This window comes from Pseudomonas sp. 43NM1 (assembly GCF_002836905.1).
Lineage (GTDB): Bacteria > Pseudomonadota > Gammaproteobacteria > Pseudomonadales > Pseudomonadaceae > Aquipseudomonas > Aquipseudomonas prosekii.
The window spans coordinates 1-24,616 of the sequence record NZ_MKGS01000201.1 but is presented as its reverse complement, the minus strand read 5'-3'; the positions used below and the strand labels follow the sequence as shown (position 1 = coordinate 24,616).

Here is a 24,616-nt window from a genome sequence, read left to right as displayed (position 1 = left end):
GTGGGGGGCCGGTGGTCGGGCGGTGAAACATTGGGGATTAGGTGATGCGCAGGGCCTCATCGCGAGCAAGCTCGCTCCCACAGGAGGTCTGTGTCGCATGGAGATCCAGTGTGGGAGCGAGCTTGCTCGCGATTGATCGTCCGCGCGCTCTGCGTGGGAACGATCATGCTGCTGAGTTATTTGTTCCAGCGATCCGCCGCCGCGTGGTCGCTGGCGCGCCCTTCGACCCAGCGCGGGCCGTCGCTGGTGAGTTCTTTCTTCCAGAACGGCGCGCGGGTTTTCAGGTAATCCATGACAAACGCGCAGGCATCGAATGCAGCCTGGCGATGGGCGCTGGCGGCGCCGACGAAGACGATCGGCTCGCCCGGTTCCAGCGCGCCAATGCGGTGCAGCACTTCGAGTTTGAGCAGCGGCCAGCGTTGCTCGGCTTCCAGCGCAATCTTGCCCAAGGCCTTTTCGGTCATGCCCGGATAGTGTTCGAGGAACATTCCGGCGACGTCGAGCCCGTCATTGAAGTCGCGCACGTAACCGACAAAACTCACCACCGCGCCGACACCGACATTGGCCGCATGCATGGCGTTGACCTCAGCGCCCGGGTCGAACGCCGCAGGTTGCACCCGAATCGCCATGGTTCAACCCCCGGTCACGGTTGGAAAGAACGCCACTTCATCGCCATCGACCAGCGGCTCATCGAGCTGGCAGAGGTCTTCGTTGCGCGCGCACATCAGATTCTGCTCGCTCAATACCTCGGCGCCGTCACGCTGGGCCAGCAATGCCCGGACGTCATTCACCGTGGCGAAGTCGCCTTCTACCTTGAGCGAATCGACACCCAGCACTTCACGGTAACGGGCGAAAAACTTCACGGTGACGTTCATGACGGATCCGCCTGAAAGTGCCCGCTCTTGCCGCCGAGTTTTTCCAGCAGACGCACGCTTTCGATGGTCATGCCCCGGTCGACGGCCTTGCACATGTCATAGATCGTCAGCGCCGCGACACTGGCGGCCGTCAGCGCTTCCATCTCGACGCCGGTCTGCCCGGACAGCTTGCAACGCGCGACGATGCGCACGCCGTCAGTACCCTCGGCACTGAGCTCGACTTTGACGCCGGTGAGCATCAGTGGGTGGCACAGGGGAATCAGATCGCTGGTTTTCTTCGCGGCCTGGATCCCGGCAATGCGCGCCACGGCAAACACATCACCCTTGGGGTGACCGCCGCTGACGATCATTTGCAGGGTTTCAGGCTGCATGCGCACCAGCGCCTGGGCGGTCGCTTCACGGAACGTCACGGCTTTTTCAGTGACGTCGACCATGTTGGCGCGACCTTGGGAATCGAGATGAGTCAGCACAGGGTTACTCCTGATCAGGAGCGTCGATTGTAAACCTGCGGGTCAAATTTCCGCACGCTTGATTGTCGGATCACCGCAATCCCCCTGTGGGAGCGAGGCTTGCCCGCGAAGGCGGTGTATCAGTCACGTTGATGTTGGATGTGCCGACGTCTTCGCGGGCAAGCCTCGCTCCTACAGGTTTTACGCGGACAACAAAAAACCGGGCGACCTGAGAGGGCCGCCCGGTTTTGGTGAAGCGGTTACAAATGCGATTCGGCGTATTCGGCCAGGATCGAGCGAGGCACCCCTTGCAGGGTGATGTGCACACCGTTGGGGAAATCCTTGAAGCGTTCAGTCAGGTACGTCAGCCCGGAGCTGGTCGCGGACAGGTAAGGAGTGTCGATCTGCGCCAGGTTGCCCAGGCACACCACTTTCGAACCGGCGCCGGCACGGGTGATGATGGTTTTCATCTGGTGCGGCGTGAGGTTTTGGCATTCGTCGATCAGGATCAGGCTCTGCTGGAAGCTGCGGCCGCGGATGTAGTTGAGGGATTTGAACTGCAACGGCACTTTGCTGAGGATGTAATCGACGCTGCCATGGGTGTTTTCGTCATCCATGTGCAAGGCTTCGAGGTTGTCGGTGATGGCGCCCAGCCACGGCTCCATTTTTTCCGCTTCGGTGCCGGGCAGGAAGCCGATTTCCTGGTCCAGGCCCTGCACGCTACGAGTCGCGATGATGCGCCGATAACGCTTGCTGACCATGGTCTGCTCGATCGCCGCCGCCAAGGCCAGAATGGTTTTGCCGGAACCGGCGGCGCCGGACAGGTTGACCAGGTGAATGTCCGGATCGAGCAAGGCGTACAGCGCCAGGCTCTGGTAGATGTCACGCGGTTTCAGGCCCCAGGCTTCCTGGTGCAGCAGCGGTTCCTGATGCAAGTCGAGAATCAGCAGACGGTCTTCTTCAATCTCCTTGATCCAGCCGACAAAACCCTGTTCGTCGATGATGAACTCATTGATGTGCACCGCCGGCAGGTTGTCGGTCAGTTGCACCTGATGCCACGTGCGGCCGTGGTCCTGGCGGGTTTCGACCTTGCTCACACGGTCCCAGAAGGAGCCGGTCATGTTGTGGTAACCGTTGGGCAGCATCGACACGTCGTCGACCAGTTGGTCGGTGCTGTAATCCTCGGCCGCAATCCCGCAGGCGCGGGCCTTGAGGCGCATGTTGATGTCTTTGGTGACCAGCACCACCGGCAGATTGGGTTCGCGCGCGTGCAGGTCAATCAGCTGATTGATGATGATGTTGTCGTTCAGGTGTTCGGGAAGAATGATGTTCGGCTCGGCGCGCTTGCTCATCAGAATTGACAGCAAACCCTTGGGGCCACTCTTGCCGCGCTGGATTGGTACGCCGAGTTCGACATCCTCGGGGCTGGCATCGCCCAGAGTCTTGTCGATCAGGCGGATTGCCTGACGGCATTCGGCCGCAACGCTGTGATGCCCGCTCTTGAGCTTGTCCAGCTCCTCAAGCACGGTCATCGGGATCGCGACGTGGTGTTCTTCGAAGTTAAGCAGGGCGTTTGGATCGTGGATCAATACGTTGGTATCGAGTACATAAAGGATTGGCTGGTTGGAGGAAGAACTACGTCCGTGATCATCCATACTCGGTCACCTTTGTGGGAGCCAGGCGACGCAATACCTTGACAGTGCTGCGCCTCGAAGTGACTACCGAATTCAGCCGCGATGCTCTTTGGGAAGCGACGGTTGAACTGCACACAAATTGGGTCTTGGAAGACGCCACCTGTGTTGCAGGTTTCGGCGGTCTGTCTTCGTAATACTCCAAAACCCATGACAGAAAAAAGCACTTTGACGTTTTTTTGAAGTTTATTTTTCAGAGTGACGAATAGCCCTTGGCGTGCAGGCAATGTGCCGTTAAAGTCGGAAGTCCGCCTGCACCGAAATATCTTGTAAATTCGCCCTACCCTGCCCTCTGCCCCAATGTTTGCGGGCCTTCGACGATTTCAGCGAAACGCGTTCTGACAGTCTTCCCAACCGATCCCGCTTTGCGCGGTTTGCGTGAAAATCCACGGCATCGCCGTTTTCACCGCGTCCTGCTTCACATTGAAATTGATCACGCCGTGGCGCCACAACAGCATCAGCGTCAGCACGCGCTGCCCGCTCTGGCTGCCCTTGAGCTTGCCGGCGCCGTCCTGGGCGTCGATGTCCCACAGCGCCACTTGCAGACCCTGCGCCTCGAAGAAACCCTGCGCGTCGGCACGCCGCTGGCCATCCGGCGGACGAAACAGCGGCACGTAATTCTCCGGCAACTTCGATTTGACCAGATCGGCGCTGCGGCGCACCGAGTCCTGCCAATCCTGCCAATAACTGTGCGACCGAAACTCCCAGCCCTGCACGCCGATGCATTGCTGCGAATACGTCGCCTGCAAACTGGCGACCGAGCGTTCGCCCAGACGCGCCTGAATGTCTTTGCCGAGGACAAAGAACGTCCCGTTCAGATTCGACTTGCGCAGGTATTCGGTCAGCCACCCGGTGTTGTCCGGGATCGCGTTCGCCGCGGTGTCGAAGGTCAGCAGGAACAGCCGGTCATTCATCGCATCGCCGTTGCGCTCATAGTCGCCAAAACGATCGACTTCGCTGCTGGTCTGCGGGAACAGCGCAGCCTTGCGCAACAGTTCGTCGAGGTACTGCAAGTGGAATAACCGGCTCGGTTCCGACCACTTGATATAGAAGCTGTCTTCGCTGATGACGAATTTTGCCGCTTGCTCGCGCAAGGTCGCCAGGTCTTCGACGAGAAAACAGAACGAGGCATCCTGATCGCAGCTCTGCTGGGCGAAGTTGTAGTTGGTCAGCAAACGCTGCCACAGGCGATCGCGCAGCTGGTTAATAGAATCGACATTGATCGTGCGCAGGCCCAGACGTTGGGCCAGAGTCACCTCGTCGAGGGACTCGGTGCCCAGCAGCACTTTGGCGAACATGAGGATTTCCGCGCGCGAGGCGACGTCGAACAGCGTCGGGCTGTTGAGCGGCTCTGGCCAGGTGCTGCGGTCCAGCGTGGCGGCGTCACCGGGCGCCGCCATGGCACCGAAGCTCAACAGCCAGGCGAATAGTAGAAAAGCGATACGCAAAGGGATGTCTCCATAACAAAACCCGCGCGGCACTATAGCTGATCCCGCACTGGATCCCGCAGCATCACCGAACTCCTGTAGGAGCGAGGCTTGCCCGCGAAAGCGCTGTGTCAGGCGACATTGATGTCAGATGGGCCGCCCTCTTCGCGGGCAAGCCTCGCTCCTACAGGGTTTATGCGACGTCACCGGTTATCACCTATGGACTTGATAGCTGGAGTCAGCCCGCCCAACCCCCTAGAATCGCCCCCACGATTAAAGGAGACGACTTCATGCTGATGGTGATTTCCCCCGCCAAGACCCTCGATTACGAAACACCGGCGGCGACCCAGCGTTTTACCCAGCCGCAATACCTCGACCATTCGCAGGAGCTGATCATGCAGCTGCGCGACCTGACGCCGGCGCAGATCAGCGAATTGATGCACGTCTCCGACAAGATCGGCGGGCTCAACGCCGCGCGCTTCGGCAGCTGGACGCCCGACTTCACCCCGGAAAACGCCAAGCAGGCGCTGCTGGCGTTCAAGGGCGACGTGTACACCGGCCTGAATGCGCAAACCTTCAGCGAAGCCGATTTCGATTACGCCCAACAACACCTGCGCATGTTGTCCGGCCTCTACGGCCTGCTGCGCCCACTCGACCTGATGCAACCGTATCGCCTGGAAATGGGCACCAAACTGGCGAATGCGCGCGGCAAGGACTTGTATGCCTTCTGGGGCACGCGCATCAGCGAATGGCTCAACGAAGCGTTGGCCGATCAGGGTGATGACGTACTGCTGAACCTGGCGTCCAACGAATACTTCTCGGCGGTCAAACGCACGGCGTTGAACGCGCGGATCATCAACACTGACTTCAAGGACTTGAAGAACGGCCAATACAAGATCATCAGCTTCTACGCCAAAAAGGCGCGCGGGATGATGAGCCGTTTTGTCATTGAAGAACGCATCAACGACCCGGCCCAACTCAAGCAATTTGATGTGCAGGGTTATCGCTACAGCGCCGAACAATCGAAACCGGACAATCTGGTATTCCTGCGCGATCAAGCGCCCGAGTGATGCCCTGATTTGGCGCACGACCTGCGGTCGTGCGCCGCTGTTTGATCGTCGAACAATCCCCGCCTCTTTCGCCAAACTCTTGGCGCCAAAAATTCAACAGCGTATTTACTAACTTTTCTTTCACTCGACAATTATCAATTTTCTCCGTAGTGGCACCGAAAATTTTTCTCGGTAGTGGCACTTAACCATCCACTTGGATTATGTCCCTTTATATAAAGGCCCAAATGCTAAGTGCTATCAATATGAGAGCAGTGCCATCTTTGCCAATATTTCAAGAAATTTCCGAATTGGCGATGGGCGGATCGGAACTATGTCCAAATGCGTCGTTCATACCACCGGTAACGAATTTCCTTGATGCTGTAGGAGATAACTTACGCAGAGACGAGACCCATGTAGCGAAGTTGTCATATTAACTTCCACCTAACAGGCTCTTATTTGGGCAACACCTAAAGGACGGGAGATACGCACCATTAGTGTCCCCTACACGGCCAAGGCAGCGCCCCTATAAACGTGCTCCACCGAGCACCCAACCGCTTGATTTACAGGCATATCGCCTGGCATTGAGCGCGCAAGATCCTTGCGCCAACGACCCCGCCACACGGGGCCGGATGCATAACAGGGCACACCATAATAATAAGGCCTAGTTGCGCACATCTTGAGTGCACTTATTTAGTCACTCGAACTTAGTCCGCCTGCGCGCTGCATTGCAGTGCCTGTAAGCACGCACTTTCGAGTGCACTACGACCGCTGAACACCATTAACTCCGGCCATCTAATGGCTTGATAATTACAGAGGTAAATGCGATGCGCATCAGCATATTTGGTTTGGGTTACGTCGGTGCAGTATGTGCCGGTTGCCTGTCTGCACGTGGCCATGACGTCGTTGGCGTAGATGTCGCCAAAGACAAGATCGATATGATCAACGCCGGCAAATCGCCGATCGTTGAACCGGGTCTGGGCGAGCTTCTGCAGAAGGGTATCGAGACCGGCAAACTGCGCGGCACGACCAACTTCGCCGAGGCGATTCGCGACACCGACCTGTCGATGATTTGCGTCGGTACGCCGAGCAAGAAGAACGGCGATCTGGAACTGAACTACATCGAGGCAGTGTGCCGCGAGATCGGTTTTGTTCTGCGTGACAAGACTACCCGCCACACCATCGTGGTTCGCAGCACCGTGCTTCCGGGCACTGTCGCAAACGTTGTCATCCCGATCCTCGAAGACTGTTCCGGCAAAAAGGCTGGCGTCGACTTCGGCGTTGCAGTGAACCCTGAGTTCCTGCGTGAAAGCACCGCGATCGCCGACTACGACCTGCCGCCAATGACCGTCATCGGCGAATTCGACAAGGCTTCCGGCGATGTGCTGCAAGCGCTGTACGAAGAACTCGACGCACCGATCATCCGCAAGGACATCGCGGTCGCCGAGATGATCAAGTACACCTGCAACGTATGGCATGCCACCAAAGTGACCTTCGCCAACGAGATCGGCAACATCGCCAAAGCGGTCGGCGTTGATGGTCGCGAAGTGATGGAAGTGGTTTGCCAGGACAAGACGCTGAACCTGTCGCAGTACTACATGCGCCCAGGCTTCGCGTTCGGCGGTTCTTGCCTGCCCAAAGACGTGCGTGCGCTGACCTTCCGCGCCGGTTCGCTGGACGTCGATGCACCGCTGCTGAACTCGCTGATGCGCAGCAACGTGTCGCAAGTGCAGAACGCCTTCGACATCGTTTCCAGCCACGACAAACGCAAAGTCGCCCTGCTCGGCTTGAGCTTCAAGGCCGGCACCGATGACCTGCGCGAAAGCCCGCTGGTGGATCTGGCAGAAATGCTGATCGGCAAGGGTTACGACCTGAGCATATACGACAGCAACGTCGAGTACGCCCGTGTCCACGGCGCGAACCGCGACTACATCGAGTCGAAGATCCCGCACGTTTCGTCGCTGCTCAACTCCGACTTCGACGAAGTGATCAACAACTCCGACGTGATCATCCTCGGCAACCGTGACGAGAAATTCCGTGCCCTGGCGCAACAGGCTCCACACGGCAAGCAAGTGATCGACCTGGTCGGCTTCATGTCCCAAGCCACTAGCGTCACCGGTCGTACCGAAGGCATCTGCTGGTAAGTCAATTTTCCGGCCGGGGGATTCAACCCCCGGCCGGACTTTCGCCTGCCTTAACCCCATCGGGCCACCCAACAGGCTCGCCCGAGATCGAGACGGATGCAGATTATGCACAGGCTAAAGCACGGCCTACTTCAGGCCGCCGGTTGGCTGTTTTACCTAAGTTTATTAATGGGCATCGCCATGGCGTTGCCTTCGTCCACGTTCGACTCCGAGTCGAAGGACTTTATTTTCCTGATCGGTTTCATCGGGATCTGGCGTTACTCGATGGGTGCCACGCACTTTCTGCGCGGCATGCTGTTTTTGTACGTGGTCTACCCGCACCTGCGGCGCAAAGTGCGCAAGCTGGGCAAAGCGGCAGACCCGTCGCACGTGTACCTGATGGTTACCAGTTTTCGTATCGACGCGTTGACCACCGCCCAGGTGTACAGCTCGGTGATCCGCGAAGCGATCGACTGCGGCCTGCCGGCCACCATGGTTTGCTCCATCGTCGAAATGTCCGATGAGCTGCTGGTGAAAAGCCTCTGGGCCCGGATGAACCCGCCGGATCGCGTCAAACTCGACTTCGTGCGTATCCCCGGCACCGGCAAGCGTGACGGCCTGGCCTACGGTTTCCGCGCCATCTCCCGCCACCTGCCGGACGACCGCGCAGTGGTTGCGGTGATCGATGGCGATACCGTGCTGGCCCCAGGCGTCGTGCTCAAGACCGTGCCGTGGTTCCAGTTGTTCGGCAACGTCGGCGGCCTGACCACCAACGAGTTCTGCGAAGTGCGCGGCGGCTACGTCATGGCCGAGTGGCACAAACTGCGCTTCGCCCAGCGTCACATCAACATGTGCTCGATGGCCCTGTCCAAGCGCGTGCTGACCATGACCGGGCGGATGTCGGTATTCCGCGCCACCGTGGTCACCGATCCGGACTTCATCGCCGACGTCGAAAGCGACTCGCTGCAACACTGGCGCCTCGGCCGCTTCAAGTTCCTGACCGGTGACGACAAGTCGAGCTGGTTCAGCCTGATGCGTCTGGGTTACGACACGTTCTACGTGCCCGACGCGGCAATCCACACCGTGGAACACCCGCCGGAAAAGAGCTTCATCAAGGCCAGCCGCAAACTGATGTTCCGCTGGTACGGCAACAACCTGCGCCAGAACTCCCGCGCACTCGGCCTGGGGATGAAACGCCTCGGTCTGTTCACCTCGGTGGTGCTGTTTGACCAACGGGTGTCGATGTGGACGTCCTTGCTCGGCCTGACCGTCGCGATCATCGCCAGCGTCAAGTACGGCGGCGCGTTCATCCTCGCGTACCTGCTGTGGATCGGCCTCACCCGCCTGATTCTGACCTTGCTGCTGTCGTGCTCCGGCCACCGGATCGGCCCGGCTTACCCGATCATTCTGTATTACAACCAGATCGTCGGCGCGCTGGTGAAAATCTACGTGTTCTTCCGCCTCGATCAACAGTCCTGGACTCGCCAGGACACCAAACTGACCCGTGATCTCGCCAGCTTTCAACGTTGGTTCAACACCTGGTCGTCTCGGACCATGACCTTCTCCGCCGGCAGCATTTTTGTCGCCGTGCTGCTGATGATGGTCTGACCGCCCCCTTATTGAATTAACCAGGAAATCGCCCATATGAATACCGCCCTGAACACCAACGTAGTGCACGAATCCGAAGCTCAGCGCCAACACGCCCGCGTGAAAATCCCGGCCAAGCTGCGCTTTTTCGGGACCACCGGCGCGCCGGTCGAAGCACGGGTCGAAGACCTTTCCGCCGGTGGCCTGTGCTTTAACGCCGGCACCCAGAAAGCCCTGACCATCGGTGAAGTGCACAAGGCTCGCCTGCAGTTCGTGATCGATAACCTTGGCCTGGCGATGGACGTCGAGTTGCAGGTCCGTTCCTACGATCGCCAGACCGGCCGCGCCGGTTGCCAGTTCCAGAACCTCGAACCGCAAGACATCTCGACCCTGCGTCACCTGATCACCTCGCACCTGGCCGGCGACATCGTCAGCATGGGCGAAGTGCTCGCGACCCTGCAGCGCGACAACTTCACCAAGGCGCGCAAGGTCAAGGATGGCGGCCACGGCATGACCCCGTTCGGGCGTCTGCGGGCAGTGACGTTCAGCTTCGCGATTTTCCTCGTCGGCCTCGCGGCGTTCGGTTTCATCTTCAAGTCGGTGTACGGCATGTACTTCGTCAGCCATGCGCAGGCCGGTCTGGTCAGCGTGCAAGGCATGAACATCACCATGCCGCGTGACGGCACCGTGCAGAGCCTGGTGAAAGACGACGGCGTTGCCGCCAAAGGCGCGCCACTGGCGACCTTCAGCACCAGCATGCTCGATGTGCTCAAGGGCCATCTGGACGAAGACCAGTTGCAACCGGCCAAGGTTGAAGAACTGTTCGGCAAGCAAATGACCGGCACCCTGACCTCGCCGTGCGATTGCACCGTGGCGCAGCAACTGGTCGGTAACGGTCAGTACGCCAGCAAGGGTGATGTGATCTTCAACCTGGTGCCGCGCAACAGCGAAGCCAACATCGAAGCGCGCTTCTCCTATCGCCAGTTCGCCGACGTGCGTCCGGGCGCTCCAGTGACGTTCGAAATCGCCGGCGAAGATAAGACTCGCACCGGCAAGATCGTCAGCAGCACCAGCCTGAAAAGCGCTGACCTGTCCTCCGATATCCGTGTCCTGATCAAGCCTGACGAGCCGCTGGACAGCACCCTCGCCGGTCGCCCGGTAGAAGTGAACAGCGATCGTGGCCCGAGCCTGAAGTGGCTGATCGACAAAGCCATGGCCGCCGGTATTTAAGCAGAGGACATGCCCGTGACGACTCCAAATATCCTCAGTACACCGCAGTCCCTGTGGGAGCGAGCTTGCTTGCGATGGGATCAGCGCGGTCTGTCTGATGCACCGAGCCGCCAGCAGCGCGAGCATGCTCGCTCGCCCAAGGGTTATGCGTTTTGCGCACTGGCCCTTGCGGTCAGCCTCAGCGGTTGCGTCGGCCTGCCCGACCAACGCCTGGCCAACGAAGCCTTGAAGCGCGGCGACACCGCGCTGGCGCAGCAGAATTATCAGCAACTGGCAGACCTCGGTTACAGCGAAGCCCAAGTCGGCCTCGCCGATATCCAGGTCGACAGCCGTGACCCGGCGCAGATGAAACAGGCCGAGGCGACTTACCGCGCCGCGGCTGACGTTTCGCCGCGCGCTCAAGCCCGTCTCGGTCGCCTGCTGGTCGCCAAGCCGGGTTCGACCGAAGCCGAACAGCACGAAGCCGAAACCCTGTTGAAAAAAGCCTCGGCCAATGGCGAAGGCAACACGCTGATCCCGCTGGCCATGCTGTACCTGCAATACCCGCACAGCTTCCCGAACATCAATGCACAGCAGCAAATCAGCAACTGGCGCGCCGAAGGCAAACCGGAAGCGGGCCTGGCCCAAGTGCTGCTGTACCGCACGCAAGGCACTTACGACCAGCACCTGGACGAAGTCGAAACCATCTGCAAAGCCGCGCTCAACACCACCGACATCTGCTACGTCGAGCTGGCCACGGTTTATCAGAAACAAGCCAAGCCTGAGCAAACCGCCGAGCTGATCAAGCAGATGCAAGCGGCACATTCGCGCGGCACTGTTTCCGCCCAACGTGTCGACAGCGTCGCTCGGGTTCTGGGTGATGCAACGCTGGGCAAGACCGACGAGAAAACCGCGCAGGCGCTGCTCGAAGACATCGCCCCGGGCTACCCGGCGTCCTGGGTCAGCCTCGCGCAATTGCTCTACGACTTCCCCGAACTGGGCGACGTCGACATGATGATGAAATACCTCGACAACGGCCGCGCCGCGGATCAACCGCGCGCCGAACTGTTGCTCGGCAAGCTTTACTACGAAGGCAAATGGGTGCCGGCTGACGCCAAAGCCGCCGAAGCGCATTTCCAGAAAGCTGTGGGCCGCGAAGTGGCTGCCGATTACTACCTCGGCCAGATCTACCGTCGTGGTTACCTCGGCCAAGTCTATTCGCAGAAAGCCCTGGATCACCTGCTGACCGCTGCGCGCAACGGTCAGAACAGCGCCGACTTCGCCATCGCTCAACTGTTTTCCCAAGGCAAGGGCACCAAGCCCAACCCGCTTAACGCGTATGTCTTCAGCCAGTTGGCCAAGGCTCAGGACACCCCGCAAGCCACCGAGCTTGCGCAAACATTAGAAGCCCAACTGCCGCCTGCCCAGCTCGCCGAGGCCCAACGCCTGTTGAAACAAGAACAGGCCGTTCGTGGCGCCTCGAGCCAGAACAAGCTGGATCTGCATGCACTGCAAGAAGAAGACGGCGAGGAAACACTATGAAGCTGAATCCATTTGTTCAGGCCGGCATTGGCCTGACATTCGCCCTGCTGTGGTCGTGCCCGACCCTGGCAGCATTGACCGAAGCCAAGAACTACGGTCTGGAAGTGAAAGTTACCGGCCAGTCTGAAGACGACCGCGACCTCGGCACTGCCGACGGCGGCGACGTCAACGGCGTCGGCCTCGACCTGCGTCCGTGGGTCTATGGCGAGAGCGGCGCGTGGAGCGCCTACGCGATGGGTCAAGCGGTGACGTCCACCGACATCATCGAAACCGACACCCTGCAACAGTCCGATAACGACGGCGCGCAGACCACCGACAACGGTGACCGCAAGACCAGGAAAAACTACTTGGCCATGCGCGAATTCTGGGTCGGCTACAGCGGCCTCACACCATACCCTGGCGAGATGCTCAAGCTCGGTCGCCAACGCCTGCGCAATGACGACGGGCAATGGCGCGACTCCAACATCGAAGCGCTCAACTGGACCTTCGACACCACCCTGTTGCGCGCCAACGCCGGTATCGCCGAACGCTTCAGCGAATACCGCACCGACTTGAAAGAGCTTTCGCCGAAAGACAAGGATCGCCTGCACGCTTACGCCGATGCGGCGTATCAGTGGACACCGGGCAACTGGGTGGGGATTCGCGGTCATCACACTCACGATGACGGCAAGCTCGATTACCCGGAACCGGGTGTCGCCGGCGACTCGCTGGACAAGAAACAGAACGGTGACATCAGCTGGCTCGGCCTCACCGCCGACAGCGACGCCTACAACTGGCGCAACACCAACACCATCAACTACTGGGGCAGCATCACCGGCATGAGCGGTGATACCGACACGGTCAACGCGCTGAATGCCGACGGCACCCGCCCGACCGAAGCCAAGACCGGTGAAGACCTTAACGGCTGGGCCACCGATGTCGGCGTGCGTCTGCGCCTCGATCCGCAATGGCAAGTCGGTGCAGCCTATGCCCGCGCCAGCGCCGATTACGAACAGAACGGTCTGGAAAGCAACCGCTCGAACTACACCGGTACGCGTTCGCGGGTACACCGTTTCGGCGAAGCCTTCCGTGGCGAAATGAACAACATGCAAACCGCGACCCTGTTCGGTTCGTGGATGCTCAACGACGAATACGACGCCAGCCTCGTGTACCACAAGTTCTGGCGTGTCGACGGCAGCAAGCCGGTCGGCAGCAATGGCATCAACGCCGTCGAGAACGACACTGACGACGTCACTGGCGCGATCCTCTCCAGCACCTCGCTGCCGCTGCAGGATGGCAACAAAGACCTGGGTCAGGAAATGGACCTGGTCGTCACCAAGTACTTCAAACAAGGCCTGTTGCCAGCCGCCTTGAGCCAATCCATCGATGAGCCTTCGGCCCTCGTGCGTTTCCGTGGCGGTGTGTTCAAGCCCGGCGATGCCTACGGCAAAGAAGTCGATTCGTACATGCACCGCGCGTTTGTCGACGTGATCTGGCGCTTCTGATGCGAGCCGCGAAAGGAGTGCCCGACATGACCCATCCGAAGAGAGGCTCGATCACGTTGCTGGCCGGCGCGATGCTGCTGGCCAGTTCGGTCGCCTTCGCCAACGCCGAGCCGGTTGCGACTGCTGCAAAAGGCCAACCGAGCACCGTGGCCAAGGGACTTCAGCAAGCCAAGACCTACACCGTCAGCAGCGCCCCGACCGCGCCGCTGGACCTGGAAAAGCCAAAACTGCCGGACACTTCCGGCTACACCGCCGAAGCGATTGCCGCGAAAGTCGTGCGCACCCAGCCGGGCAAAATCAGCGTGCGCCGGATGATGCAGGAAGACGCGTTGAAGGACTTTATCGGCGGCGACAACAAGATGGCCGAGTGGGTGGTGCGTCAGCACGGCATCCCGCAGGCGATCTTCGTCGACGACGGTTACATGAACCTGCAAGACCTGGCGAAGAAGCTGCCCAAGCAGTACTTCAGCGAAACCTCGCCGGGCGTCTTCCTGGCGAAGTTGCCGATTGTCGTAGGGCGCAAAGGCATCCTCGAAATCGACCAGAAAACCCAGGAACTGCGCTTGTCGCAAGAAGCCGGTTCGTTCCTGGTCAACGACGGCCAGCTGTTCGTGCGTGACACCAAAATCACTGGGTGGAGCGAGAAGAACAACGGCCCGGCGGCGTTCAAGTCGCCGAAGGAATTCCGTCCGTTCCTGCTGTCGTGGGGCGGTACCGAAACCTACATCGCCAACAGCAAGATCGCCAGTTTCGGCTACGCCAACAGTAAGTCCTACGGCGTGAGCATTTCGCAGTACACGCCGAACATGGCCAAGGTGCTCAAGCGTCCTGAACCGACTGGCTGGATCGTCGGCTCCGAGTTCTCGGACATGTGGTACGGCTTCTACTGCTACGAAACCCGCGATTTCGTGGTCAAGGGCAACACCTACAAAGACAACATCGTCTACGGCATTGACCCGCACGACCGTTCGCACGGGCTGATCATCGCTGACAACACCGTTCACGGGACCAAGAAGAAGCACGGGATCATCATTTCCCGTGAGGTCAACGACAGCTTCATCTTCAACAACCGCAGCTACGACAACAAATTGTCGGGCCTGGTGATCGACCGTAACAGCGTCAACAACATCATTGCCTACAACGAGATCTACAAGAACCACACCGACGGCATCACCCTCTACGAGAGTGGCGACAACCTGTTGTGGGGCAACAAGGTGATCAGCAACAAGCGCCACGGCATCCGCATTCGTAACAGCGTGAACATTCGCCTCTACGAAAACCTCGCCATGGCCAACGGCTTGACCGGCGTCTACGGGCACATCAAGGACCTGAGCGACACCGACCGCGACATCAAGCTCGATCCGTTCGACGCCCAGGTGTCGCTGATCGTGGTCGGCGGCGAACTGGCCGGCAATGGCAGCGGACCGCTGTCCATCGACTCGCCGCTGAGCGTCGAGTTGTATCGCGTGTCCATGCTCGCGCCGACCAAATCCAGCGGCATCAGCTTCAACGGGATTCTTGGCGAGCGCCAGGATGAAATTCTCGACCTGCTGGTGCGCCAGCAGAAAGCCGTGCTGATCGACCCTGTCGAACGCCAGACCGAATTGCAGGACTGAGGATAATTTTATGCACCCACACTTGATCAAATTACTCAGCCTGTCGGCCCTGACCGCCGGGATTCTCGCGGCCAGCGGCGGCGCCCGTGCCGACGATGGCGAGGCGGTCAAAGCACCGAACTTCACCGCCGACCCGTGCTGCAACCTGTGCCCGGAAGCCCACGACGCGAAAAACTACACCACGCGTTATCAGCAGAACTTCACCACGCTGGTACAGGCTCAGGGTGACTGGTTGTTCCGTACGCAAGAAGACTTGCGCACCGAGTTCGACACCTCCCCTGCCGGCTACAAGCGCATGAAAGAACTGCACGATGCGTTCAAGAGCAAAGGCGTGGAGTTGGTGGTGGTTTATCAACCGACGCGTGGTCTGGTGAACCGCAACAAGCTCAATCCTGAAGACAAAGCCAAGTTCGATTTCGACAAGGCCTTGAAGAATTACAAGACCATGCTCGGCCGTTTCGCCGCCATGGGCTACACCGTGCCGGACCTGTCGCCGCTGACCAACGAGTCGCTGCCAGACACCTTGCCGGCGCACGATTTCTACTTCCGCGGCGACCAACACTGGACGCCATACGGCGCCCAGCGCACGGCGAAAATCGTCGGTGAGCAGATCAAGCAAATGCCGGCCTTTGCCGACATTCCGAAACGCGAATTCGAGAGCCACAAGTCGGGTCGCATGGGCAAGACCGGAACATTACACAACATGGCCGGTCAACTCTGTGGCACGAGCTACGCGGTCCAGTACATGGACCAGTTCACCACTGAGCCCAAGGGCGAAGCGGCCGATGGCGACTTGTTCGGTGACTCCGGTAATCCCGAGATCACCCTGGTCGGCACCAGCCACAGTGGCAAGAACTACAACTTCGCCGGTTTCCTCGAAGAGGCAATCGGTGCCGACATCCTCAACGTGGCATTCCCTGGCGGTGGCCTGGAAGGTTCGATGCTGCAGTACCTGGGCAGCGAAGAGTTCCAGAAGAAGCCGCCGAAAATCCTCATCTGGGAATTCTCGCCGCTCTATCGCCTCGACCAGGAAACCATCTATCGCCAAATGATGGCGTTGCTCGACAACGGCTGCGAAGGCAAAGAAGCACAAATGACCGGCAGCAAAACCTTGAAGCCGGGCAAAAACGAATTGATGGTCAACAGCAACAACCTGAACCTGCAAAACGGCAGCCACCAGGTCGACATCCAGTTTGCCGATGCGTCGGTGAAAGTCCTGCAAGCCACCCTCTGGTACATGAACGGTCGCCACGAGGACATCAAAATCGAAAAACCGGAAACCTCCGACACTGACGGGCGTTTTGCCTTTGAGTTGCGCACGGACGAAGACTGGGCCTCGCAGAATCTGCTGGCCGTCGAAGTCCAGGGCCCTGAAGCCGGTGCCGCGCCACAAAAAGTCGAAGCGAAAATCTGCAAACGCAACGTATTCCCGGGCGCTGGGCAACGTACCGCTCAAGCCGGGCAATGAGGTTACCTCTATGACATTGCACACCCGCACTTTGAAAAAGTTACTCGCCCCTTCGTTGCTGACGCTGGCGATGTTCGCCGGCGCCACGCAGGCCGCCGCGCCACTGCGTCCGCCACAGGGTTATTTCGCACCGATCGAAAAAGTCAAAACCGGCGACAACAGCGAAGGCTGTGACGCGATGCCGACGCCGTACACCGGCTCGCTGCAATTTCGCAGCAAGTACGAAGGCTCCGACAAGGCCCGTTCGACCCTGAACAAGCAGTCGGAAAAAGCTTTCCGCGACACCACTGCCGACATCACCAAGATTGAGCGCGGCACCAGCAAGCGCGTGATGCAGTACATGCGCGACGGTCGTCCGGAACAACTCGAATGCACGCTCAACTGGCTGACGGCCTGGGCCAAGGCAGATGCCTTGATGTCCAAGGACTTCAACCACACCGGCAAGTCGATGCGCAAATGGGCATTGGGCAGCATGGCGTCGGCGTACATCCGCCTGAAGTTCTCCGACTCGCACCCGTTGGCCAATCACCCGCAAGAGTCGCAGCTGATCGAAGCCTGGTTCAGCAAAATGGCTGATCAAGTGGTCAGCGATTGGGACAATTTGCCGCTGGAAAAAACCAACAATCACTCGTACTGGTCCGCCTGGTCGGTGATGGCAACGTCCATCGCCACCAACCGCCGCGACCTGTTCGACTGGTCGGTGAAGGAATACAAAGTCGGCGCCAATCAAGTTGATGCGCAAGGCTTCCTGCCGAACGAATTGAAGCGTCAGCAACGCGCCCTCGCCTATCACAACTACGCCCTGCCGCCACTGTCGATGATCGCCAGTTTTGCCTTGGTCAACGGTGTCGATCTGCGTCAGGAAAACAACGGCGCGCTGAAACGCCTGGGTGATCGCGTGCTGTCCGGGGTGAAAGATCCGGATGAATTCGAGAAGAAGAATGGCAAGGAACAGGACATGACCGACCTCAAGGTCGACTCGAAATTTGCCTGGCTCGAACCGTTCTGCTCGCTCTACACCTGCCCGCCGGACGTGCTTGAAATGAAGCACGACATGCAGCCGTTCAAGACCTTCCGCCTCGGCGGCGACTTGACCAAGGTCTACGACCCGGCCAACGAAAAAGGCAAGAAAGGCTCCTAGAAAAAAGGCTCCTAGAGCCGAATGCAAAACCTGTAGGAGCAAGGCTTGCCCGCGATGGCCGTAACGCGGTGCAACAGATGAACCGAGTCATCGTTCATCGCGAGCAAGCTCGGCTCCCACAGGGTTTGTGCAAGACGCAAGTTTTTGTGTGGTAGCCCGCCAGTTTTCCATGGGGGGTTTGGGGGGGCCGTTGGCCCTTGACTGTTGGTTAAACATGGAGAGATCGGGATGGTATTTTCGTCCAATGTGTTCCTGTTTTTGTTCTTGCCGATCTTTCTCGGCATGTACTACTTGAGCGGGATTCGCTATCGCAACCTGCTGCTGCTGATCGCCAGTTATGTGTTTTATGCCTGGTGGCGCGTGGACTTCCTTGCGCTGTTCGCGGCCGTCACGCTGTGGAACTACTGGATTGGCCTGAAGGTAGGCGCCGCCGGCGTTCGGACCAAACCGGCCCAACGCTGGTTGCTCCTGGGCGTGGCCGTCGACCTGTGCATTCTCGGCTACTTCAAGTACGCCAACTTCGGCGTCGACAGCATCAACGCGATGATGACCTCGGTCGGTCTGTCGCCGTTCATCCTGACCCACGTGCTGTTGCCGATCGGTATCTCGTTCTACATCTTCGAGTCCATCAGCTACATCATCGACGTCTACCGTGGCGACACCCCGGCAACGCGCAACTTGATCGACTTCGCTGCATTCGTCGCGATCTTCCCGCACTTGATCGCCGGCCCGGTGTTGCGTTTCCGCGACCTCGCCGACCAGTTCAACAACCGCACCCACACCCTCGACAAGTTCTCCGAAGGTGCCACGCGGTTCATGCAGGGTTTCATCAAGAAGGTGTTCATTGCCGACACCCTCGCGGTGGTCGCCGACCATTGTTTTGCCTTGCAGAACCCGACCACCGGCGATGCCTGGCTGGGCGCCCTGGCCTACACCGCGCAACTGTATTTCGACTTCTCCGGCTACAGCGACATGGCCATCGGCCTGGGCTTGATGATGGGTTTCCGCTTCATGGAAAACTTCAAACAGCCGTACATCAGCCAGTCGATCACCGAGTTCTGGCGTCGCTGGCACATCAGCCTGTCGACCTGGCTGCGTGACTACCTGTACATCACGCTGGGCGGTAACCGCAAAGGCACGTTAATGACCTATCGCAACCTGTTCCTGACCATGCTGCTCGGTGGTCTGTGGCACGGCGCGAACATCACCTACATCGTCTGGGGTGCATGGCACGGCATGTGGCTGGCGATCGAAAAGGCCCTGGGCCTGAACACTTCGCCCCGCAGCATCAACCCGATCCGCTGGGCGCTGACGTTCCTGCTGGTGGTAATGGGCTGGGTGATCTTCCGCTCGGAAAACCTCCACGTCGCCGGTCGCATGTACCACGCCATGTTCAGCTTCGGCGAATGGTCGTTGTCGGAACTCAACCAGGCCAGCCTGACCGGCCTGCAAGTGGCCACTCTGGTCGTCGCTTACATGACCCTGGCGTTCTTCGGCATTCGTGACTTCTACGCCAACCTGCCGCCAGAAAAGACCAAGCCTGCGGTCAACGTCGAGGCCGATGGCCCGGCATCCGCGACCCCGGGAATGATCAAAGCGGTACCGGGCGACAACCCTGGCGCGATTCACGAACCGGGCTACACCGTCGGTACTGAAGCGACTGTGCAACCGGCCTACTGGACCGCTGACTGGTCCCGCTACGTGATGCGCACGTTGGTATTGGCGTTGTTCATTGCCTCGATTTTCAAACTCTCGGCGCAAAGCTTCTCGCCGTTCCTTTACTTCCAGTTCTGAGGGATCTGACCATGACCCGCTCATTACGCATCCTCTACATCGGCCTGTTCCTGGTGACGCTGTTGGTCCTGGGCGTGTGGTCCACGCGCAGCTTCTTCGGTTTCACCACGAGTGCCGAAACCACCGTGCTCAACGGGCGCTGGACCAAAGCCGTAGAGACGCACTACGACGAAGAATTCCCGATCAAGCGCCTGGGCACCAACCTCTGGGCCGCGCTGGATTTCAAACTGTTCAACGAAGGTCGTCCGGGCGTCGTGCTCGGTCGCGACCAGTGGCTGTACAGCGATGAGGAATTCAACCCGATCGTCAACGAAGAGCTGAACCTGCAAGGCAACTACGCGCTGGTCGAAGGCGTACGCCAGACGCTGAAAGAAAAAGGCGTGAAATTGGTGATGGCGATTGTTCCGGCCAAGGCGCGCCTGTACCCGGAGCACCTCGGTGACGTCAAGCCTTCGAGCATTCACGCCAACCTGTATCAGGACTTCCACGCTCGTGTAGCGGCCGACAAGATCCTCGCTCCCGACCTGCTCGGCCCGTTCAATCAGGGCAAGCTCAACGGTCAGCAGATGTTCTTGCGCACCGACACTCACTGGACGCCGGAAGGCGCGCAAATCGCCGCCGAAACCCTGGCCAAGACGATTGCCGAGAAAACTCCGCTGAGCGGCGAACCGCAAAAATTCGTCACTGCTCCTGCGGAAAAAGTCACCCACAAAGGCGACCTGCGACTGTTCCTGCCGCTGGACCCGCTGTTCGAAAACCTGATGCCGGCCACCGAGCCGCTGCAGAAGCGCAACACCGTGGCGGCTGACGATCAGCCTGCCGCCGATGACGCGCTGTTCGCCAACACCGAAGTACCGGTGGCCCTGATCGGCACCAGCTACAGCGCCAACCCGAACTGGAATTTTGTCGGTGCGCTGAAGCAAGCGCTGAAAAGCGACGTGGTCAATTACGCCGAAGACGGCCACGGCCCGATCCTGCCGATGCTCAGCTACCTGAAAAGCGATGCTTTCAAGAACAGCCCGCCACAGGTGCTGATCTGGGAGTTTCCTGAACGTTATCTGCCTGTGAACAACGAAATCGGCGACGCCGACCCGCAGTGGGTCGCAGAGCTCAAAGAAGCCGGCGCTCGCCAACAAAACGTAGCCGCAAACACTAAATCCGAGACGCCCGACCGGGCGCAAAACTGAAAGAGAGGTACACCATGACTTTCACTACTACTCCTCGCCGTCTCGCGAAGACTTTTGCTCTTGTTGCCGGCATGAGCGTGCTGTCGATGTCGGCCTTCGCCGGTGACGCCGCACTGTATGGCCCGACCGCACCAAAAGGCTCGTCCTTCGTGCGGGTCTACAACGCCGGTAACGCTGAAGTCAGCGCCACCGTCGGCACCACCAACCTGAGCGATGTTGCGCCACTGGGCAGCAGCGATTTCAGCTTCATGCCGGGCGGCGACTACAGCGCCAAGGTCGGCAGCCAGACCCTGCCGGTGAAACTCGCCGGTGACCACTATTACACCCTAGTCAACAACGCCAGCGGCGCTCCGCAACTGATCGAAGAACCGCCGTTCAAGAACAAGCAGAAATCCCTGGTCCGCGTGCAGAACCTGAGCGACAAGGCGCTGACCCTGAAGACCGCTGACGGCAAGACCGAAGTGGTGCCATCGGTTGCGGCCAAGGGCCGCGGCGAACGCGAAATCAACCCGGTGAAAGTCAGCCTGGCCCTGTACGACGGCGCGACCAAGGTCGGCGACGTCAAGCCGGTTGCCCTGGAACGCGGCGAAGCGGCCGTGCTGTACGTCACCGGTAAAGGCTCGAGCCTGTCGCCAGTCTGGGTAAAACGCCCGGTTTCGACACGCTAATGAATTCGTCAGAACGGTGATCCCTTTGTAGCAGCTGGCGAAGCCTGCGTCCGGCGGCGAAGCCGTCGCAAAACCGGTGAATGCGGTCTTTCAGAGAGACCGCGTTGTCCGGATTGACGACGGCTCCGCCGCCGATCGCAGCCTCGCAGGCTCGGCAGCAGCTACAGAATCCGGTCTGACTTCGGCATAAGAACAAGAGTGAAACGACAGAACGCAGTAGCTCTAACCAATCGATTTTAAAGGAGTAACAACATGATTCCGGTGATCTTGTCAGGTGGTAGCGGCTCACGTCTTTGGCCGCTTTCGCGCAAACAGTTCCCTAAACAGTTCCTGGCCCTGACCGGCGAGCACACGCTGTTCCAGCAAACCCTGGAACGCCTGGTCTTCGAAGGCATGGACACCCCGATCGTGGTCTGCAACAAGGACCACCGCTTCATCGTCAACGAGCAGTTGAACAACCGTAAGCTCGAAGTGCAGCGCATCCTCATGGAACCGTTCGGCCGCAACACTGCGCCGGCCGTGGCCCTGACCGCGATGATGCTGGTCAATGAAGGTCGCGACGAGTTGATGCTGGTGCTCCCGGCCGACCACGTGCTGGAAGACCAGAAAGCCCTGCAACGCGCGCTGGCCCTGGCCACCGTTGCCGCCGAGAACGGCGAAATGGTCCTGTTCGGCGTCCCGGCGACCAAACCGGAAACCGGTTATGGCTACATCAAGTCGACCAATGACTCGCTGCTGCCCGAAGGCGTCAGCCGCGTTTCGCATTTTGTCGAAAAACCAGACGTCAAACGCGCCACTGAATACGTGCAGTCCGGCGGTTATTTCTGGAACAGCGGCATGTTCCTGTTCCGCGCCAGCCGCTTCCTCGAAGAGCTGAAAAAACACGATCCGGACATCTACGACACTTGCCTGCTGACCCTTGAGCGCAGCGAGCAGGATGCCGACACCATCACATTCGACGAAGCCACTTTCGCCTGCTGCCCGGACAACTCCATCGACTACGCCGTGATGGAAAAAACCCAACGCGCCTGCGTCGTGCCGTTGACCGCTGGCTGGAGCGATGTCGGCTGCTGGGCGTCGCTGTGGGAAGTCAACGAAAAAGACGCCAATGGCAACGTGTCCAAGGGTGACGTGGTCATCCAGGACAGCAAGAACTGCATGATCCACGGCAACGGCAAACTGGTGTCGGTGATCGGTCTGGAAAACATCGTGGTGGTCGAAACCAAAGACGCCATGATGATCGCCCACAAGGACTCGGTCCAAGGCGTCAAGCAGATGGTCAACACCCTCAACGAACAGGGCCGCAGCGAAACCCAGAACCACTGCGAAGTCTATCGTCCGTGGGGTTCCTACGACTCGGTGGACATGGGCGGGCGTTTCCAGGTCAAGCACATCTCGGTCAAGCCGGGCGCCTGCCTGTCGCTGCAAATGCACCACCACCGCGCCGAACACTGGATTGTGGTCAGCGGCACGGCGGAAGTGACGTGCGACGAAAACGTCTTCCTGCTCTGCGAAAACCAGTCGACCTACATCCCGATCGCGTCGGTCCACCGTTTGCGCAACCCGGGCAAGATTCCACTCGAAATCATCGAAGTGCAATCGGGCAGCTACCTGGGCGAAGACGATATCGAGCGCTTTGAAGATATCTACGGTCGCTCCACCCCGATCGAGCGCGGCGTGTCGGTGAAAACCATCGCGCAATAAGCCTCAGTAAACGAGAAGCGCCTCGGTAAACGAGAAGCGCCTCGGTAAACGAGAAGTGCCTCGGTAAACGAGAAGCCCCTGTCCAGCCCGTTGCGTTCCCCATCCGCAGCGGGTTGGTCGGGGGCTTTTTTTTGGCAGGGCAACTACTTTAATGAAACGGCATCCACTGACTGCTCTTCGCCGCTCGATAAGCCACGATGTAGGCGTTTGGAATCGGCGTAATGAAGGTCATCTCGTGGGTCCTGGGTGGAATCATCGAGGCAAGCGTTGCCTGCTCAAGCGTGCTCGCATTCATAAAAAATCGTGTATCCAGTTGGTTTTTCGGAGTGAAGCTGTAGGGCGACGACAATCCAAGTGTCTGGTCATTCACGCCCCTTTCTTGCAAGTCCGGGATTTCCATCCGATAAAGAAAACCCCTGGTATCGCCATATCCTCCAGAATCTTCATCCAGGCCCGTAGAAACGTATCCGGGATTAAGTGCTCTCACGTGTTCCTGAGCGTGGGCGTTGAGACCATCGGTCTGTACTGCTCGTCTGAAATCCTGCTGAATTGCACTGCCTCTGTTATCGCGAGGATAGAACCCGCCCGCTTTGCGAATGACATGATCGGGGCGATCATCCCCCCTGAAAACCACGATGCTGCCTGTTTTTGAGACCATCAGTGAATGCGTGCCGACCTCCACGTAGCCGCTCGCATACGCAGGAAGCACTCGCGCCGAAAGATCCGCCGTCGGTAATTTGATCGGCGGTGGACGACCTGGCGCCGCAGCTTTTGTGGCAGGCGTGATGAGCGGGGCCTCCGCGGGCCTGGCGGGCCTGGCGGGTAACTGCGGCGCGGTGGCGCGCGGGGTCGCCGCTCCCGAAGTTGACGAAGGGCGTGGTGACGGTGGCCCGGCGACACTGGTCGAATTGAAGAGCGCCGTCAGGGCTGAAATACGATTTGGTTGTTTATCCTTCGGATCGGGCGCCAGACCATCTCTGTCAATCAGCCCCACGGGATTGTTTCTGACCATGCGATACAAGTTCAGGCCATCAATATCAAGCGCGGGATCGGGATTTACCCAGCGCTGCAACCATCCGATGTAATAACGGAATCCATAGTAGTAGAGCCCCGTCGCATCACGTTCCTTGCCGCTGTAGCGGACCGTTTTGTAACTGACTTCGGCCTCGTTCTGCCCGGCAAACCAGGCTGTCTCGCCAAACGCGTAGTACCCTTCGCGGCTGATGATCCGCGCATCATCGGCCAACTCCAGCGTGCAGGAATTCAAGTGATCGACGAGGCTGTAGCGGTACTGATCATTAGCCACTCCAGTGGGCGGAGTGGTTTCCCAATGCAGCACGCGAACGCTGTTGAGGCCGCCAGTGGCGGTAATCACTTGCAGCACTTCCCCGGTCCCGGAATGACTACGGATATCCAAACCCGGCAAATACCGGACGCCTGCCATCATGGTCCGGGCATTGGTCTGCAACGAGCGAGTTTTTCGTACCCGTTGGCCACCGCCATCGTAGAGGTAGGACTCAACGTCATTGCGTCCAGAGTCGCGCTCCACCGGGCTGACCGACTGCAACTGATTGCGCAGATCCCACGTCATCGAGCGTCCCTGAT

General features: G+C 59.3%; 19 protein-coding genes. 13 read left to right on the top strand and 6 right to left on the bottom strand.

Annotated elements, in window-relative coordinates; translation table 11 throughout:
- Positions 1-176: 176 nt before the first annotated feature.
- The 5 genes from moaE to BI292_RS26705 all read right to left on the bottom strand — a co-directional run bounded on the left by moaE (position 177) and on the right by BI292_RS26705 (position 4,463).
- Complete coding sequence (gene moaE, locus BI292_RS26725) at positions 177-629, bottom strand: molybdopterin synthase catalytic subunit MoaE (RefSeq protein ID WP_101209760.1); 453 nt, start codon at positions 627-629, stop codon at positions 177-179.
- Between the two features lie 3 nt (positions 630-632).
- The gene (locus BI292_RS26720) at positions 633-875 is read right to left on the bottom strand and encodes a MoaD family protein (RefSeq protein ID WP_101209759.1); all 243 of its coding nucleotides are present in this window, start codon (positions 873-875) and stop codon (positions 633-635) included.
- Positions 872-1,345 carry a cyclic pyranopterin monophosphate synthase MoaC gene (moaC, locus tag BI292_RS26715; RefSeq protein ID WP_101209758.1) on the bottom strand — a complete coding sequence of 158 codons (474 nt, stop codon included), beginning with the start codon at positions 1,343-1,345 and terminating at the stop codon, positions 872-874. The genes BI292_RS26720 and moaC overlap by 4 nt, the downstream gene beginning before the upstream one ends.
- A gap of 239 nt (positions 1,346-1,584) precedes the next feature.
- A complete protein-coding gene (locus BI292_RS26710) occupies positions 1,585-2,979 on the bottom strand; it encodes a PhoH family protein (protein ID WP_101209757.1) in 1,395 nt (464 codons plus the stop codon).
- A 359-nt stretch (positions 2,980-3,338) separates the two neighbouring features.
- Entirely contained in the window at positions 3,339-4,463 is a 1,125-nt protein-coding gene (locus tag BI292_RS26705) for a polysaccharide deacetylase family protein (RefSeq protein WP_101209756.1), read from the bottom strand.
- 269 nt (positions 4,464-4,732) lie between these two features.
- Between BI292_RS26705 and yaaA the strand changes: the two genes are divergently transcribed.
- The 13 genes from yaaA to BI292_RS26635 all read left to right on the top strand — a co-directional run bounded on the left by yaaA (position 4,733) and on the right by BI292_RS26635 (position 23,011).
- Positions 4,733-5,512 (top strand): peroxide stress protein YaaA, encoded by a 780-nt coding sequence (yaaA, locus tag BI292_RS26700; protein WP_101209755.1) that lies wholly within the window; start codon positions 4,733-4,735, stop codon positions 5,510-5,512.
- 803 nt (positions 5,513-6,315) lie between these two features.
- Entirely contained in the window at positions 6,316-7,632 is a 1,317-nt protein-coding gene (locus tag BI292_RS26695; protein WP_092272965.1) for a nucleotide sugar dehydrogenase, read from the top strand.
- A gap of 105 nt (positions 7,633-7,737) precedes the next feature.
- Positions 7,738-9,219: a mannuronan synthase gene (gene alg8, locus BI292_RS26690; protein WP_371918768.1), complete on the top strand. Its 1,482-nt coding sequence runs from the start codon at positions 7,738-7,740 to the stop codon at positions 9,217-9,219.
- 36 nt (positions 9,220-9,255) lie between these two features.
- Positions 9,256-10,428 (top strand): alginate biosynthesis protein Alg44, encoded by a 1,173-nt coding sequence (locus BI292_RS26680; protein WP_101209754.1) that lies wholly within the window; start codon positions 9,256-9,258, stop codon positions 10,426-10,428.
- Between the two features lie 15 nt (positions 10,429-10,443).
- The gene (gene algK, locus BI292_RS26675; RefSeq protein ID WP_101209761.1) at positions 10,444-11,949 is read left to right on the top strand and encodes an alginate biosynthesis TPR repeat lipoprotein AlgK; all 1,506 of its coding nucleotides are present in this window, start codon (positions 10,444-10,446) and stop codon (positions 11,947-11,949) included.
- The gene (locus tag BI292_RS26670; RefSeq protein WP_101209753.1) at positions 11,946-13,433 is read left to right on the top strand and encodes an alginate export family protein; all 1,488 of its coding nucleotides are present in this window, start codon (positions 11,946-11,948) and stop codon (positions 13,431-13,433) included. The genes algK and BI292_RS26670 overlap by 4 nt, the downstream gene beginning before the upstream one ends.
- Before the next feature lie 26 nt (positions 13,434-13,459).
- The gene (algG, locus tag BI292_RS26665) at positions 13,460-15,049 is read left to right on the top strand and encodes a mannuronan 5-epimerase AlgG (protein ID WP_101209752.1); all 1,590 of its coding nucleotides are present in this window, start codon (positions 13,460-13,462) and stop codon (positions 15,047-15,049) included.
- Between the two features lie 10 nt (positions 15,050-15,059).
- Positions 15,060-16,517: an alginate O-acetyltransferase gene (locus tag BI292_RS26660; protein ID WP_092272981.1), complete on the top strand. Its 1,458-nt coding sequence runs from the start codon at positions 15,060-15,062 to the stop codon at positions 16,515-16,517.
- A 10-nt stretch (positions 16,518-16,527) separates the two neighbouring features.
- The gene (locus tag BI292_RS26655; protein ID WP_101209751.1) at positions 16,528-17,658 is read left to right on the top strand and encodes a mannuronate-specific alginate lyase; all 1,131 of its coding nucleotides are present in this window, start codon (positions 16,528-16,530) and stop codon (positions 17,656-17,658) included.
- A 228-nt stretch (positions 17,659-17,886) separates the two neighbouring features.
- Positions 17,887-19,452 (top strand): MBOAT family protein, encoded by a 1,566-nt coding sequence (locus tag BI292_RS26650; protein ID WP_101209750.1) that lies wholly within the window; start codon positions 17,887-17,889, stop codon positions 19,450-19,452.
- 11 nt (positions 19,453-19,463) lie between these two features.
- Positions 19,464-20,639: an alginate O-acetyltransferase gene (locus tag BI292_RS26645; protein ID WP_092272990.1), complete on the top strand. Its 1,176-nt coding sequence runs from the start codon at positions 19,464-19,466 to the stop codon at positions 20,637-20,639.
- Between the two features lie 14 nt (positions 20,640-20,653).
- The gene (locus BI292_RS26640) at positions 20,654-21,307 is read left to right on the top strand and encodes an alginate O-acetyltransferase AlgF (protein ID WP_092272993.1); all 654 of its coding nucleotides are present in this window, start codon (positions 20,654-20,656) and stop codon (positions 21,305-21,307) included.
- 252 nt (positions 21,308-21,559) lie between these two features.
- Positions 21,560-23,011 (top strand): mannose-1-phosphate guanylyltransferase/mannose-6-phosphate isomerase, encoded by a 1,452-nt coding sequence (locus tag BI292_RS26635; RefSeq protein ID WP_092272996.1) that lies wholly within the window; start codon positions 21,560-21,562, stop codon positions 23,009-23,011.
- A gap of 148 nt (positions 23,012-23,159) precedes the next feature.
- On the opposite strand, the gene BI292_RS26630 is transcribed toward BI292_RS26635, so the two are convergent.
- Positions 23,160-24,616: RHS repeat-associated core domain-containing protein (locus tag BI292_RS26630; RefSeq protein WP_178076634.1), on the bottom strand; the 1,457-nt coding region annotated here is incomplete at its 5' end.

Bases quoted from the DNA above. Each gene is read 5' to 3' on its own strand.
- moaE (WP_101209760.1), bottom strand. From the start codon at position 629: ATGGCGATTCGGGTGCAACCTGCGGCGTTCGACCCGGGCGCTGAGGTC.
- BI292_RS26720 (WP_101209759.1), bottom strand. From the start codon at position 875: ATGAACGTCACCGTGAAGTTTTTCGCCCGTTACCGTGAAGTGCTGGGT.
- BI292_RS26710 (WP_101209757.1), bottom strand. From the start codon at position 2,979: ATGGATGATCACGGACGTAGTTCTTCCTCCAACCAGCCAATCCTTTAT.
- yaaA (WP_101209755.1), top strand. From the start codon at position 4,733: ATGCTGATGGTGATTTCCCCCGCCAAGACCCTCGATTACGAAACACCG.
- BI292_RS26695 (WP_092272965.1), top strand. From the start codon at position 6,316: ATGCGCATCAGCATATTTGGTTTGGGTTACGTCGGTGCAGTATGTGCC.
- alg8 (WP_371918768.1), top strand. From the start codon at position 7,738: ATGCACAGGCTAAAGCACGGCCTACTTCAGGCCGCCGGTTGGCTGTTT.
- BI292_RS26680 (WP_101209754.1), top strand. From the start codon at position 9,256: ATGAATACCGCCCTGAACACCAACGTAGTGCACGAATCCGAAGCTCAG.
- BI292_RS26670 (WP_101209753.1), top strand. From the start codon at position 11,946: ATGAAGCTGAATCCATTTGTTCAGGCCGGCATTGGCCTGACATTCGCC.
- algG (WP_101209752.1), top strand. From the start codon at position 13,460: ATGACCCATCCGAAGAGAGGCTCGATCACGTTGCTGGCCGGCGCGATG.
- BI292_RS26660 (WP_092272981.1), top strand. From the start codon at position 15,060: ATGCACCCACACTTGATCAAATTACTCAGCCTGTCGGCCCTGACCGCC.
- BI292_RS26655 (WP_101209751.1), top strand. From the start codon at position 16,528: ATGACATTGCACACCCGCACTTTGAAAAAGTTACTCGCCCCTTCGTTG.
- BI292_RS26650 (WP_101209750.1), top strand. From the start codon at position 17,887: ATGGTATTTTCGTCCAATGTGTTCCTGTTTTTGTTCTTGCCGATCTTT.
- BI292_RS26645 (WP_092272990.1), top strand. From the start codon at position 19,464: ATGACCCGCTCATTACGCATCCTCTACATCGGCCTGTTCCTGGTGACG.
- BI292_RS26640 (WP_092272993.1), top strand. From the start codon at position 20,654: ATGACTTTCACTACTACTCCTCGCCGTCTCGCGAAGACTTTTGCTCTT.
- BI292_RS26635 (WP_092272996.1), top strand. From the start codon at position 21,560: ATGATTCCGGTGATCTTGTCAGGTGGTAGCGGCTCACGTCTTTGGCCG.